Genomic DNA, 13417 nt, shown 5'->3' with positions numbered 1-13417 from the left:
TATGACTAAGAAACAATTCTGGCTAATCAGTGCCTGGTCTTTGATTGTATTATCTGCTTGTAATTCAAAACCCAGGGACGGACTGACGGATACTTATACGTCGGGAGTAATAGCTATTACCGCTGACGAAAGTTTTCAACCCATTGTTCAAGAGGAAATCGATGTATTCGAGGGATTATTTCCTTTGGCCGGAATTGTTCCCCGTTATACTACTGAGGTAGACGCTATCAATCAGCTTCTGAAGGATAGTGTGCGTCTGGCTATTACCACTCGTACATTGACTCCCGAAGAGATGAATTCTTTCCACAGCCGGAAATTCTTCCCTCGGGAAATAAAGCTGGCTACTGACGGATTAGCCCTGATTGTCAACAGGCAAAATACAGATACCCTGATTTCGGTGCGTGATATCCGGCGTATTCTGACAGGAAGGGTACATGCATGGAAAGAGCTTTATCCTACCTCAAAGCTGGGTGATATCCAACTCGTATTTGATAATAAGAACTCAAGCACGGTACGTTTTGCAGTTGACTCCATCTGCAAAGGAGCTCCTTTATCCGATAAAGATGTAAAGGCTCTGAGGACAAATCAGCAAGTGATTGATTACGTAGCACGTACACCCGATGCTATCGGAGTGATTGGCGTCAATTGGCTTGGAAACCGGAGTGATACCACAAACTTGTCTTTCCGTGATGAGATTAGAGTGATGTCAGTAAGTGCAGACGATATAGCTACCCCGCAGAACAGTTACAAGCCCTATCAAGCTTATCTGTATTACGGAAACTATCCGTTAGCACGCCCTATTTATGTATTACTGAATGATCCCCGTAATGCACTGCCCTGGGGATTCGCTTCTTTTCTCACTTCTGATAGAGGGCAGCGGATTATATTAAAGTCCGGACTCGTTCCGGCTACCCAGCCGGTTCGTATTGTGGACGTGAAAGACGAATAATAACTAAAATTGAATTACAATGAAACGATTTCAACTGTTTTTAGTAGGAGCATTTGTAGCAGCCGGTCCGCTTTTTGCGCAATCGGCGGATGCTGATTGGCACAGCGAGGTTGCCAAAGTAAAAGAATTGATTCAGACCAACCCGGCGCAGGCTTCCGAAGAAGCCGCACAGTTGCTGAAAGGGAAAAATAAAAAAAATACCGATCTCCTGACTGCCATTGGTCAGGCATATCTGGAAGCTGGTAAAATTAGTGAAGCGGAAACTTATGCCGCTCTTGGACAAAAGGCTGACAGCAAATCGGCTGCGATATCGGTGCTGCAAGGCGATATAGCCGTAGCTAAGAAAGAGGCCGGAAAAGCTTGTCAGCTTTACGAACAGGCTATCTATTTCGATCCTAATTATAAAGAGGCTTATTTGAAATTCGCTGATGTGTATAAGGCTGCCAGTCCACAACTTGCCATAGAGAAACTGGAACAGCTGAAGAGCATTGATCCTTCGAGTGTTGCTGCCGACAAGAAACTGGCTGAAATTTATTATTTGAATAATAAGTTTGATAAAGCGGCTGAAGCTTATGCCCGATTCATCAATACTCCGGAAGCAACGGAAGATGATTTGACGAAGTATTCTTTTGTGCTTTTTTTGAACCATGATTTTGAGAAGTCGCTACAGATAGCTCTGGTGGGATTGCAGAAGAATCCGCGTGATGCCGCGTTCAACCGTTTGGCTATGTATAACTATACCGACTTGAAACGCTATGATGAAGCTATGAAAGTAGCAGATGCTTTCTTTAAAGAGTCTGATAAGGCCGATTTTTCTTATCTTGACTATATGTATTTCGGTCATTTGCTTAATGCTGTAAAAAAGTATGATCAAGCGGTGGATGCTTATATGCAGGCAATCACACTCGATCCGAGTAAAACAGATTTGTGGCGTGAAGTCTCTTCTTCTTATGAATTGAACAATGAATTTACAAAGGCGATAGAAGCCTATAAAAAATATAGCGAATCGTTGAGTGCCGATAAACGTACCCCTGACGTACAGTTCCAGATTGGAAAGCTTTATTACGAAAAGGGTACGCAATCGGATACATTGACGGTTTCTTTAGATGAGCGGAGGGCTGCTCTTCTCTCTGCCGATTCTATTTTTACTGAAATTGCTACAGTGGCTCCGGATAGTTATTTGGGTAACTTCTGGAGGGCACGCACCAATTCTGCGTTAGACCCGGAAACCACTCAGGGATTGGCTAAACCTTATTATGAAGAGGTAGCCACATTCCTGGTTGACAAAAACGATCCGAGATATAACTCTGCACTGATTGAGTGTTACAGTTATCTGGGATATTATTATCTGGTGGCTAACAAACTTCCTGAATCTAAGGAGTATTGGAATAAAATTCTGGCTATAGACCCCGCTAATGCTACTGCTAAACGTGCATTGGATGGCATCAAATAGTAATAATTTTAGTTGTTTGTCGTGTGGGAGGAGTGGAGAGTGATTCTTAGCTCCTCCTTTTTTATAGTGCTTTCCGCTACCTTTGCTTAATTATAAGTCTGCTTGTTTTTCACCTTATTATATTTAGTGAGACATATGCTTCTCAGTTTTTGCGTTGATCTTATTCTCTTCTTTGTATATATAAAATGTGTTTCTTTATAGTGTTGATTATAAGAATTGTATAAGAAAGTTTGAAAAAATATTGCTGAATTTGTTGTAGTATCCATATATTTGTCTACTTTTGCAGTGTACTATTATACTAATACACATAAACTCATAAATAAATGAAGATGATTACAGCAGAAAATCTTTCTTTTTTCTATCGTAAATCGAAGCGTGCCGTATTGCATGACTTCTCTCTATCACTTGAGAAGGGTAGAGTTTACGGATTGCTCGGCAAAAATGGTGCAGGTAAATCTACACTACTCTATCTCATGAGTGGCCTACTCACACCCAAAAGTGGCCGTGTGCTTTATCACGGTACTGATGTGCGCCGTCGCCTGCCGGTTACATTGCAGGATATGTTCCTGGTTCCTGAAGAGTTTGACCTTCCCCCTGTTTCGCTAATTAGCTATGTAGAGTTAAACAGTCCGTTTTACCCTCGTTTCAGTAAAGAGGATATGGTGAAATATCTGCACTATTTTGAGATGGATATCAATATTGATCTGGGGGCGCTCTCTATGGGGCAGAAGAAGAAAGTGTTCATGAGCTTTGCGCTTGCTACAAATACGTCTTTACTATTGATGGATGAGCCGACCAATGGACTGGACATTCCGGGTAAGAGCCAGTTCCGGAAGTTTATAGCTTCGGGTATGACAGATGATAAAACGATCTTGATTTCTACACATCAGGTGCGTGACATTGATAAGGTGTTGGACCATGTGCTGATTATGGACAATAGCCGGGTGCTACTGAACGAATCTGTAATGGGCATTTGTGATAAACTGCTTTTTACTGAGAGTGACGACCGGACATTGCTTCAATCTTCTTTATATTCCGCTCCGTCTATTCAAGGTAATTTCTTGCTTCTGCCTAATGAATCGGGCGATGATTCGGAGATCAATCTTGAATTACTTTTTAACGCTACCTTGGCAGTTCCCGAAAGGATATCTGCATTGTTCCACACTAAACAAACAGAATTATGATAAGAGATACTTTTTTCAGCCAAACACGTTTTATGAATCTCTGCCGTAAAGAGATGATCGAGAACTGGAAGTCAAATCTGCTCCGTGTCGCGTTGATGTATGGTGCCATGGCGGTGATAATGATATGGAATGGATATTTGAGTTATCGGGCCAGTCAGGATAGCGATATAACCTGGAGTTTTAATCTGATGATTTTTATATGGGGGCTTTGGGTGTTTGGTTGCCTGAGTGCTTCGTTTACGATGGAAAGGATGAAATCGAAAACAGGGCGGCTCTCTGTACTTATGACTCCTGCCACTTCGTTTGAAAAATTCTTTTCCCGCTGGCTGGTATTTACGGTTGTTTTCTTAATCGTTTTTCTGATTACCTATAAGCTGGCGGATTATACAAAGGTATTGGTGTATTCGTTAGCTTATCCGGAGAATGATGCGATTGCGGTTACTCCGCTGTCTCATTTGTTTGGTGATAATACAGGTTATTATACGGTGTTCAGGCATACCTATACGTTTGTATTGATGATAGCAGGCTATTTTTTCTTTCAGTCTTGTTTTGTATTAGGGAGTACTGTCTGGCCTAAGAATTCTTTTGTCAAAACATTTTCTGCAGGAATGATTGTTTTTATTGCCTATGTGTTAATTGTTGGCGGATTTGCTAAATTGATATGGTCGGATCACATAAATTTCAATCCGGATATTAGTGAGGAAGCAGCTTTTGATTGTCTTTCAGCAATAGCAATACTTTTTACACTGATCAATTGGACACTTTCGTATTTCCGTTTCAAGGAATCTGAGATTATTAATCGAATGTAACAAACTCTTACGTTTATGAATTTTAAAGAGAGTAAAGCCATTTATCTGCAAATAGCAGATCGAATCTGTGATGAGATACTTCTCGGGCAGTATCAGGAGGAGGAACGTATTCCTTCCGTAAGGGAGTATGCAGCTATAGTAGAGGTAAATGCCAATACGGCCATGCGCTCGTTCGACTATCTTCAGTCGCAGAATATCATTTACAATAAACGAGGTATCGGTTATTTTGTTTCTGCCGGTGCCAAAGATCTGATTCTTTCACTTCGCCGGGAGACCTTCTTGAAGGATGAACTTGAGCACGTATTTCGTCAACTCTACACACTGGGAGTTTCGGATGAAGAGCTGCTGGTTATGTATCGTAACTTTATGATGAAACAAAAATAAAAAAATAGAATCTTATGAAACGTACTACATATATATTTATTGGCATACTTGCTTCGGTACTCGTGATACTAATGGCAGGTGTCGTTTATATTTCTTTCCAAAAGTCTGATAGAGACTCATACATACTCACTTTTTCGGATAAGTTGCTTCAAACAGAGTTTTCCGGTGTTCGTGCCGTAAAAGTTTATGCAAGTGATACACGTCATGCGTGGCTGGAACAGGCTTGCGTGAATGTAGTGCCATCTACTGATGGGAAAACAAGATTATTTAGTCCGGAATCTGAATATCTGAAAATCAGTCAGGATGCGGATACTTTGGTGATTTGCCTGGATTTGACTAATTATGATCTTCCTGAACAGAAAAAGAAATATCTTATTCCGGGGTTGCAGGCTAAAGGATTACAGCTTACTATAGAAGCGGATGCTAATCTGGCTTTTCTGACCAATACTATTCGTGGATTGCGTACGAATATGAACGGGATAAAAACAGACTCTTTGGCTACGTATATCCAAAGTGGGGAAGTACGTTTAGATTCTTGTGAGATTCGCGCTCTCTATGTTGATGGTGATGGCGTGACATTTAATGCTCATCAATCGATAATTCCCTATCTTTATTTGGATCTGGATGGCGTCAGAAACTGGGGTGTCCATCAATGTACAATTGGTACTGAACACTTGACAGGTAGTGAGACTTATCATCGTAATGAGCTCCAGAAAGGGGAATGCAAGAAGATGATTTGGGCTCCTAAGAAGGAGGATGCCGTGCTGCATGTGACGATGAAGGAAAAAGGGTGTTTAGTACTTCAAGACGAATAAAAAAGGCATTGCTTCTCGGGCTTTGAGAAGTTTGAGTGGATAGATTGTATATCAGGAAGAAAAGGATGTAGCAAAAGAACTGTTTAGTTTATTGTTGCATCTTTTTTTGTTATCAGAAGTGGAAAGCTATACTTTCTGTTACATACTTACCATTTATGCAGTAGACTATTATGGTGCTAAATGCGATAGTAATGGCGTGTTTTTGGAGTGGTAAGGCATTGGAGTATTTTGCCGTTTTGGAGAGATTTAATGAAACGAATGAAATGATCTTGTCCGATAGATGAGAAGAATGATTATATTTGCAATATTTGTTTTTGTTAATCTAAAAAATATCCTATATGACACGACATAAAAACTTATTGATATTGTTTTTTTGTAGCATGTGTATTTCTGTTGCAGGTCAGCCATGTGCAGTAAAAAGCCTTGTGCCCGATACTCCATCTAAAGCTCCGGATTACTTTTGTACGTGGAATTTGCAAGGCTATGTGGTCAGCTATAAAAGTACTGAACTAACCAGAGCCGCCATGACTGAAGACTATTTATTTGGAGATGGACCCTATCAGAATTGGGTAGATTGTTATTCTGCTATCCGGAAAGATCTTTATTTTGTAATGGACGATTCATGGGATATACCGAAAGGCGTTAATGATTCACCAAATCCTTATTTAGGAACTGTAGAACTTAGTCCGGATCGCTTCCCGTCTTTTGGTGGAGATGACGTGGAACGTTTAAGGCAGCTATCCTTAAAAATCAAAGGCAAAGGCTGGAAAGGTGTTGGTGGATGGATTTGTGCCCAGAAGGCAGAAAAGTATGCCGATATTCCTGAGGAAGAATATTGGAAACGGAGGATAAAGGTAGCTAATGAAGCAGGTTTTGATTATTGGAAAGTGGATTGGGGGAAAGAGGATAGGAATGGAGAATGGAGGAGAAGATTAACTTCTATGGGCAAACGGTATGCTCCTCATTTATATATAGAACATGCTTTGCGAAATGAGTTTATTGAATTCAGCGATGTCTTTCGGACGTATGATGTAGAAAACATTATGGCGCAGCCGATTACTATTCAGCGTATTTGTGATCTATTACCTTATAAGACCGTTAATGGGGCAAAAGGAATTATCAACTGTGAAGATGAACCTTATATTGCAGTGGGGCTGGGTTGTGCTATTGGTGTGATGCGTCATTCGTTTGCAGGAACTTTGCCGGATGGGACACAGGATTTTGTATTTCCACCGACCGGGCGTGATATAAAGCGACGTTTGGATGAAGTAGTACGTGGAGTCAGATGGCATCGGATAGCAGTACCTTTCTCAGTAGGAAATACAGCTTATGCTATTGATAGCGTGAAGCTTACTGATCATTGGGCGCTATGGGAGAACGAAACCTGGAATAAAGGACGTAAGGTTGGTACGGACGTGATAGCTGTAGCACCGGCACGGGTCGCCCGGGGAATGGGATTGCCGGAAGTTTCCGGGGCTCCTCTGGAAGTTCGTCCATTTGTGCTGGCGTCCCGTTATCCCAATGGTGCTGTAGCTGTTGTTACAATAGGGCGTAATTTGGGGCGTGAATATGTAACAGAAGAAGTTGCAGTGACCGTATCTATTGATCGTTGGGATGTGCCTGTCGGTTTACTGGGGTATTTCAAAGAGGTGACGATGGTATTTCCTTCCTCAATAGAAAAGGAGAATCGTACGGTATATGCACAGGATTTGGCAGGAGAAACTCCGGTGGATATTACTTCCAAAATTGTAATTAAGGGGAATCGTTTGACAATACCGGGGGATGTAATCCGACAAATAGGACTCATGAATGCTTCTGAGGGAGATTGTTCTGATCCGGGGATGGTACTAAGAATAATGTAGCTATTGGTAACTGTCTTAAAGTTGGTACTTAATGATAAAACGGCAATCCCTAAGAATTTATGGATCAATGAATAACTCTGAGGGGTGAAATTATAAATTCTTATCTTTGCCTTCAAATTTATAGAAAATGGAGTTAAATGGTTATCGCCTTCTTCTTCCTGAAGGCACCTTGGATTACTTTGCTCTTGTTGATGTGAAGGAAAGCGTGAATGAGATTGTGATTTACCTTGAAGAGAATAATCTGGTTCCTGAGCAGTATGCCGGTGAGGGCACTGAGAGCAAAGGCTTTTATGATCCAGTGGTTGTCCAGGACTTTCCCCTTCGTGGCAAGAAAGTGTATCTGAACATTCGCCGTCGTCGCTGGATATTAAAGAAGAGCAATGAGTATATCTGCCGTAACTGGCGCATGTTAGCTGAGGGTACTCGTATGACGCAGGATTTTGCGTTTTTTTTAAAAGAACTATATTGATAATTATCCGATCAGCTGCAAGTTATTGGGTACTTTATATGGCGTTGACGGGGATTTATTTGAACGTCAATACCGTAACCATTTAAGTGGCTACCTCCACTGGGAGCAGCTTGCCCACGCAGAGAACTGGCTTTTGTTTGAAAAGAACATTGGTGCCTACGTCTGCATTGATGAAGTGGCTCTCTCTCGTGGAGAACTCTATACTGTGTTGATTAATAAAGAGGCTCACGGTGGTAAAGGCAGTATTATCGCTATCATTAAAGGTACGGCTGTTTGTACAGTCACCTCTGTCCTGCTTAAACTTTCCCGTCGTCGTCGCTACCAGGTACGTGAGATAACATTGGATATGGCCCCCAATATGGCACAGATTGCCCGGACTTGCTTCCCTGCCGCCAAACGCGTTACAGATCGTTTCCATGTACAGAAATTAGCCTATGAAGCTGTTCAGGAGATGCGCGTGAAAGCTCGCTGGGAGGCTTTGGACGAAGAGTCCATACAGATTGCTTACGCAAAGGCCTGCGGAAAGATGTATCATGCGCCCGTTTTCGCTAATGGAGATACAAGAAAACAGTTGCTGGCAAGGAGTATTTATCTGCTTTACAAAAAAGAATCGCTATGGACTCAGTCACAAAGGATACGGGCCGAGATTCTATTTAAAGAATATCCCGATATAAAGAAGGGATATTATCTGGCCATGCGGTTAGGCTCAATCTATCATCAGTGTAAGTTTAAAGATATTGCTTTGACAAGGCTTGCAAGGTGGTATGATGAAGTAGACAAATCGGAGTTCCTCACCTTTGGAAGGGTAGCGCGCTCTATACAAACGCACTATCTGAATATAATAAACTTCTTTGAAAGAAGGGCTACCAATGCAGCAGCAGAATCATTTAATGCTAAAATCAAAGCGTTTAGGGCACAGTTCAGAGGAGTAAGAGATAAAGCATTTTTCTTGTACAGACTCGCCAAATTATATGCATAAAAAGAAAAGCCCTCAGATTTTTACATTGATCCATCCTGAATCCATGATCCTTTTGGTTCTGATATAAAATGAAGAAGAGGGTGTCCGAAAAGGGTACCCTCTTTTTTTATGTAAAAGTCCGAACTTTCCCAAGCTCGGACTTTTTAATTTGCTCTAAAATGTTTATCTTAGAGCATGTTAATCGATAGTGCAAATATACAATTTAAGGAGTATTCTCAAGGTATGGATTCCTTATTTCCTTGCCGTCTTGATGAAAATATTTCTTCGGATGCTCCGGTCCGGCTTGTCAACCAGATTGTTGATAAGCTTGACATCAGTCCGTTGTTATCTACTTATAAGGGTGGTGGTTGTCCTGCTTATTATCCCCGCATGCTTTTGAAAGTGTTGTTCTTCGCCTACCTGAACAATGTGTACTCTTGTCGTAAGATAGCACGTCTACTTCAGGAGAACATCCTTTACATGTGGCTTTCGGGCAAGTCCACTCCCGACTTCCGTACCATCAATGATTTCCGCAGCAAGCGTTTGAAGAGTTGTATCCACAGTTTGTTCACTCAGATTGTGCTCATGCTTGTTGAGTTGGGATATATCAGCCTGGAAAAACAATATATCGACGGGACCAAGATGGAGTCGGCAGCCAACCGTTATACTTTCGTCTGGCGCAAAAGTGTGGAAAAGTATAAGGATCGTCTGGAAAATAAGATTCAATGTATACTTTCTCAAATTGATGAGGGTATTCTCGGTGACAACACCGCTCCTGGAGAATCAACTCTTCCTATTGACAGCCATGCTCTGAAAGAAAAAATAGATGCCATTAATCTGGAGAACCGCAATAAACGTGAACTTCGTCAGATTAAAAAGCTTAATGAGGAGTACTTACCTAAGCTGCAGGAATATGAGAAACACTTGGAAATAATGGGGGAAAGAAACAGCTATTCCAAAACAGATCCTGATGCGACTTTTATGCGCATGAAAGAAGACCACATGAGGAACGGTCAGCTTAAACCGGGATATAATCTACAGATATCCACGGAAAACCAGTTCATAACAAACTATGCTTTCTATCACAATCCGGGTGATACGTTGACGTTGATTTCATTTCTATTGTATGGCCGGATGAGATACTGCCGGTTCATGAAAGAGGTTTGTGCGGATGCCGGATATGGAAGTGAGGAAAATTATGAGTTTATGGAACGCTTCGGTATAAGCGCTTATGTGAAATATAATTATTTTCATATGGAACAAACAAAAAAATGGAAATGTGACATCTCCAAACAAGATAATTTGTATTATAACGAACCGGAAGATTACTTTGTATGTCCGATGGGACAGTATATGAAATTTGCCTACACGATAAAGGCTGTCAATGATAATGGATATGAAAGTGAAATAAGTGTTTACCGTGCTAAGAACTGTCAGGGATGTCCCCTACAAAATAAATGTCACAAAGGGAGAGGAAACAGGGAGATCAAGGTGAATCATAAATTAAGGCGGTACAAGCAACTGGCACGTGAGAAACTCACTTCATCAAAAGGGCTTGAACATAGGAGCAAAAGACCGGTGGAGGTGGAAGCGGTCTTCGGGCAAATAAAATGGAATAAAGAGTACAAGAGGTTCAGGCATAAAGGCTTGGAGAAGATTGTCATGGACTTTGGAATATTGGCTATTGCATTTAACATCGGAAAAATGATCTGCAAGCAGAAAAAGGCTAAGAAAGGGAGGGATGGAAAGGATTATAAGACTGATAAAGGGAGAAAATTGAGTTTCATGAGGGGCATTTTTATAAGTTGTTGGATAAATCACAAAAAAAGAAAAAAGTTAGAGGGTACCCTTTTCGGACACCCTCTTCTCTTCTATTTAGTTGCGGAGGCCTGACTCGAACAGACGACCTTTGGGTTATGAGCCCAACGAGCTACCAACTGCTCCACTCCGCGATGTTTCTGTTTTGTGAGTGCAAAGGTACGGCTTTTATTTGAACTACCAAATATTTTGATATTTATTTTTCGATAAAAATGTTGTTTTTATGCTATGTTGCTGGAAATCAGCGATGACCTGTTTTGCTTTTTTTCATAGTGCTTTCAGGTACAATTGTTAATAATTTATTTATTTTCTTGTGTGGACGAAAGAAAAGAATTACTTTTGCACAAATAATTCAGCAATGTGCAATTAACCTATGACCGTATCAAAAACAAAAGCCAAGTTAGTAGACGTTGCCCGTCAGCTTTTCGCCAAGATGGGCGTGGAGAATACTACAATGAATGATATCGCTCTTGCTTCTAAAAAGGGTAGGCGTACGCTCTATACCTATTTTAAAAGTAAGGATGAAATTTATTTGGCTGTTGTAGAGTCTGAACTGGATATTCTGTCGGATATGATGAAGCGTGTGGCAGATAAAGATATCTCTCCTGATAAAAAAATTATAGAGATGATCTACACGCGACTGGATGCAGTAAAAGAGGTGGTTTATCGTAACGGAACACTCCGTGCCAACTTCTTCAGAGATATTTGGCGGGTGGAGAAAGTCCGCAAAAGGTTTGATGCAAAAGAAATGCAACTTTTCAAAAGTGTGCTGAAGGAAGGACAAGACAAAGGGGTGTTCCATATAGACGATGTGGAAATGACCGCTGCGTTGGTACATTACTGCGTAAAAGGCATCGAGGTGCCATATATTCGAGGACATATCGGGGCGAACCTGGATATGGAAACCCGAAAAAGATATGTTGCCAACATCGTGTTTGGTGCACTACATAGAACAAAAATTAATCAATAATTTAAATTTAGTATGGGATTATTAGATGGAAAAACAGCCATTGTGACCGGTGCGGCTCGTGGTATTGGTAAAGCTATTGCTTTGAAGTTCGCTTCTGAAGGAGCAAATATCGCATTTACAGATCTTGTTATCGACGAAAATGCACAGAACACAGCGAGAGAAATCGAGGCAATGGGTGTAAAAGCTAAAGGATATGCTTCGAATGCTGCCAATTTTGAAGATACTGCAAAGGTGGTAGAAGAGATTCATAAAGATTTTGGACGTATTGATATTCTGGTTAACAATGCAGGCATTACTCGTGACGGATTGATGATGCGTATGAGTGAACAGCAGTGGGATATGGTTATCAACGTAAACCTGAAATCTGCTTTCAACTTTGTTCATGCTTGTACACCGATTATGATGCGTCAGAAAGCAGGAAGCATTATTAACATGGCGTCAGTGGTAGGAGTTCATGGTAATGCGGGACAGTCTAACTATTCAGCTTCAAAAGCCGGTATGATTGGTTTGGCTAAATCTATCGCACAGGAGCTTGGCTCTCGTGGTATTCGTGCCAATGCCATTGCTCCCGGATTTATAATCACTGATATGACAGCCGGCCTTTCGGAAGAAGTGAAAACTGAATGGGCTAAGAAAATTCCATTGCGCCGTGGCGGTACTCCTGAAGATGTGGCCAATGTGGCTACTTTCCTTGCTTCTGATATGTCTTCTTATGTATCAGGACAGGTGATCCAGGTTGATGGTGGTATGAATATGTAATATTCGGTATGACCGTTGTATACGAAGACAATCATATTATAGTAGTTAACAAGACCGCTTCCGAAATCGTTCAGGGAGACAAAACGGGGGATACTCCTCTTTCAGAAACAGTTAAGCAATATCTGAAAGATAAATATCAGAAGCCCGGAAATGTCTTTATCGGTGTAACCCATCGGCTGGACCGCCCCGTGAGCGGTCTTGTTATTTTTGCGAAAACCAGTAAGGCCTTATCCCGGCTGAATGAGATGTTCAAGAACAGTGAGGTCAGAAAGACCTATTGGGCTGTTGTGAAAAATTGCCCGAAGCAACCTGAAGGTGAACTGATACATTATCTGGTACGTAACGAAAAACAGAATAAGAGCTATGCTTATGATAAGGAGGTTCCCAATAGTAAGAAAGCAATTCTGAGCTATAAGCTTATCGGCCGTTCGGATAATTACTTCCTGCTTGAGGTTGACCTTAAGACCGGACGTCATCATCAGATCCGTTGCCAACTGGCAAAGATGGGATGCCCTATTAAAGGTGATTTGAAGTATGGCTCTCCACGTTCCAATCCGGATGGTAGTATCTGTCTGCATGCCAGGTATGTACGTTTTGTTCATCCGGTATCCAAAGAATTGATAGAACTCGATGCTCCTGTGCCGGATAGTAATTTGTGGCATGGGTTTGAAATAGATATATAGCAAAAAAGCCATTCCCTGAATAGACGAAGTAGGAATGGCTTTTTTGTTGTAGTGTGCTTACTATTATTCGGCAAACTGTGCAAATGCTCCTGGTGCTGCGAACGTTGTAGCAGTTGTATCAGCTACTTCTTTTTTAGGCTCGGTTTTCACAGTGTCTTTGACCTCTTTCTTTTGATCTTTTTTCACCGGATCCTGTGCCATGGCAAAGAATGATCCACAAGCAAACATAAACATAGCTACTACTAAAACTAACTTTTTCATAATTATTGCTTTTTAAAAGTTTTGATTGTCTGTTTTTTTAATT

General features: G+C 41.2%; 14 protein-coding genes and 1 tRNA gene. 13 read left to right on the top strand and 2 right to left on the bottom strand.

Annotated features, from left to right (window positions below; genetic code table 11):
* Window position 1: 1 nt before the first annotated feature.
* The 10 genes from DBK98_RS00830 to DBK98_RS00785 all read left to right on the top strand — a co-directional run bounded on the left by DBK98_RS00830 (window position 2) and on the right by DBK98_RS00785 (window position 10776).
* Complete coding sequence (locus DBK98_RS00830) at window positions 2-949, top strand: PstS family phosphate ABC transporter substrate-binding protein (RefSeq protein WP_022011258.1); 948 nt, start codon at window positions 2-4, stop codon at window positions 947-949.
* A gap of 19 nt (window positions 950-968) precedes the next feature.
* Window positions 969-2402: a lipopolysaccharide assembly protein LapB gene (locus tag DBK98_RS00825; RefSeq protein WP_032535920.1), complete on the top strand. Its 1434-nt coding sequence runs from the start codon at window positions 969-971 to the stop codon at window positions 2400-2402.
* A gap of 329 nt (window positions 2403-2731) precedes the next feature.
* On the top strand, window positions 2732-3586 hold the full coding sequence (locus DBK98_RS00820; protein ID WP_032530226.1) for an ATP-binding cassette domain-containing protein: 855 nt from the start codon (window positions 2732-2734) through the stop codon (window positions 3584-3586).
* Window positions 3583-4395 carry a hypothetical protein gene (locus tag DBK98_RS00815; protein ID WP_005811100.1) on the top strand — a complete coding sequence of 271 codons (813 nt, stop codon included), beginning with the start codon at window positions 3583-3585 and terminating at the stop codon, window positions 4393-4395. Before DBK98_RS00820 ends, DBK98_RS00815 begins: the two co-directional genes overlap by 4 nt.
* Window positions 4396-4410: 15 nt before the next feature.
* Entirely contained in the window at window positions 4411-4779 is a 369-nt protein-coding gene (locus DBK98_RS00810; RefSeq protein ID WP_005811098.1) for a GntR family transcriptional regulator, read from the top strand.
* A 14-nt stretch (window positions 4780-4793) separates the two neighbouring features.
* Window positions 4794-5594, top strand: coding sequence for a hypothetical protein (locus tag DBK98_RS00805; protein WP_005811096.1), 801 nt, complete (start codon window positions 4794-4796; stop codon window positions 5592-5594).
* A 338-nt stretch (window positions 5595-5932) separates the two neighbouring features.
* Window positions 5933-7456, top strand: a complete 1524-nt coding sequence (locus DBK98_RS00800; protein WP_005811094.1) for a hypothetical protein — start codon at window positions 5933-5935, stop codon at window positions 7454-7456.
* Between the two features lie 127 nt (window positions 7457-7583).
* Window positions 7584-7925, top strand: coding sequence for a transposase family protein (locus DBK98_RS00795; protein ID WP_005811092.1), 342 nt, complete (start codon window positions 7584-7586; stop codon window positions 7923-7925).
* A 25-nt stretch (window positions 7926-7950) separates the two neighbouring features.
* The gene (locus tag DBK98_RS00790) at window positions 7951-8904 is read left to right on the top strand and encodes a transposase (protein WP_005811090.1); all 954 of its coding nucleotides are present in this window, start codon (window positions 7951-7953) and stop codon (window positions 8902-8904) included.
* Between the two features lie 174 nt (window positions 8905-9078).
* Window positions 9079-10776 carry an IS1182 family transposase gene (locus tag DBK98_RS00785; RefSeq protein ID WP_081977103.1) on the top strand — a complete coding sequence of 566 codons (1698 nt, stop codon included), beginning with the start codon at window positions 9079-9081 and terminating at the stop codon, window positions 10774-10776.
* On the opposite strand, the gene DBK98_RS00780 is transcribed toward DBK98_RS00785, so the two are convergent.
* Window positions 10763-10835 (bottom strand) — tRNA-Met (locus tag DBK98_RS00780). The genes DBK98_RS00785 and DBK98_RS00780 overlap by 14 nt on opposite strands.
* A gap of 239 nt (window positions 10836-11074) precedes the next feature.
* Here DBK98_RS00780 and DBK98_RS00775 point away from each other — a divergent pair.
* The 3 genes from DBK98_RS00775 to DBK98_RS00765 are packed head-to-tail and all read left to right on the top strand — an operon-like array spanning window position 11075 to window position 13113.
* Entirely contained in the window at window positions 11075-11671 is a 597-nt protein-coding gene (locus tag DBK98_RS00775) for a TetR/AcrR family transcriptional regulator (RefSeq protein ID WP_005783024.1), read from the top strand.
* A 12-nt stretch (window positions 11672-11683) separates the two neighbouring features.
* Window positions 11684-12430: a 3-oxoacyl-[acyl-carrier-protein] reductase gene (gene fabG / locus DBK98_RS00770; RefSeq protein ID WP_005783025.1), complete on the top strand. Its 747-nt coding sequence runs from the start codon at window positions 11684-11686 to the stop codon at window positions 12428-12430.
* An 8-nt stretch (window positions 12431-12438) separates the two neighbouring features.
* Window positions 12439-13113: an RluA family pseudouridine synthase gene (locus DBK98_RS00765; RefSeq protein ID WP_005783026.1), complete on the top strand. Its 675-nt coding sequence runs from the start codon at window positions 12439-12441 to the stop codon at window positions 13111-13113.
* A 63-nt stretch (window positions 13114-13176) separates the two neighbouring features.
* Here the strand turns inward: DBK98_RS00765 and DBK98_RS00760 are convergent, their stop codons facing one another.
* The gene (locus DBK98_RS00760; protein WP_005783028.1) at window positions 13177-13374 is read right to left on the bottom strand and encodes a hypothetical protein; all 198 of its coding nucleotides are present in this window, start codon (window positions 13372-13374) and stop codon (window positions 13177-13179) included.
* Window positions 13375-13417: the final 43 nt, after the last annotated feature.

Source organism: Bacteroides sp. PHL 2737 (assembly GCF_004115325.2).
GTDB lineage: Bacteria > Bacteroidota > Bacteroidia > Bacteroidales > Bacteroidaceae > Bacteroides > Bacteroides hominis.
This window is presented reverse-complemented; position numbering and strand designations above follow the sequence as displayed.

Excerpts from the sequence above, each read along its gene's own strand:
- DBK98_RS00830 (WP_022011258.1), top strand. The coding sequence starts at position 2 with ATGACTAAGAAACAATTCTGGCTAATCAGTGCCTGGTCTTTGATTGTA.
- DBK98_RS00825 (WP_032535920.1), top strand. The coding sequence starts at position 969 with ATGAAACGATTTCAACTGTTTTTAGTAGGAGCATTTGTAGCAGCCGGT.
- DBK98_RS00820 (WP_032530226.1), top strand. The coding sequence starts at position 2,732 with ATGATTACAGCAGAAAATCTTTCTTTTTTCTATCGTAAATCGAAGCGT.
- DBK98_RS00815 (WP_005811100.1), top strand. The coding sequence starts at position 3,583 with ATGATAAGAGATACTTTTTTCAGCCAAACACGTTTTATGAATCTCTGC.
- DBK98_RS00810 (WP_005811098.1), top strand. The coding sequence starts at position 4,411 with ATGAATTTTAAAGAGAGTAAAGCCATTTATCTGCAAATAGCAGATCGA.
- DBK98_RS00805 (WP_005811096.1), top strand. The coding sequence starts at position 4,794 with ATGAAACGTACTACATATATATTTATTGGCATACTTGCTTCGGTACTC.
- DBK98_RS00800 (WP_005811094.1), top strand. The coding sequence starts at position 5,933 with ATGACACGACATAAAAACTTATTGATATTGTTTTTTTGTAGCATGTGT.
- DBK98_RS00795 (WP_005811092.1), top strand. The coding sequence starts at position 7,584 with ATGGAGTTAAATGGTTATCGCCTTCTTCTTCCTGAAGGCACCTTGGAT.
- DBK98_RS00785 (WP_081977103.1), top strand. The coding sequence starts at position 9,079 with ATGTTAATCGATAGTGCAAATATACAATTTAAGGAGTATTCTCAAGGT.
- DBK98_RS00775 (WP_005783024.1), top strand. The coding sequence starts at position 11,075 with ATGACCGTATCAAAAACAAAAGCCAAGTTAGTAGACGTTGCCCGTCAG.
- fabG (WP_005783025.1), top strand. The coding sequence starts at position 11,684 with ATGGGATTATTAGATGGAAAAACAGCCATTGTGACCGGTGCGGCTCGT.
- DBK98_RS00765 (WP_005783026.1), top strand. The coding sequence starts at position 12,439 with ATGACCGTTGTATACGAAGACAATCATATTATAGTAGTTAACAAGACC.
- DBK98_RS00760 (WP_005783028.1), bottom strand. The coding sequence starts at position 13,374 with ATGAAAAAGTTAGTTTTAGTAGTAGCTATGTTTATGTTTGCTTGTGGA.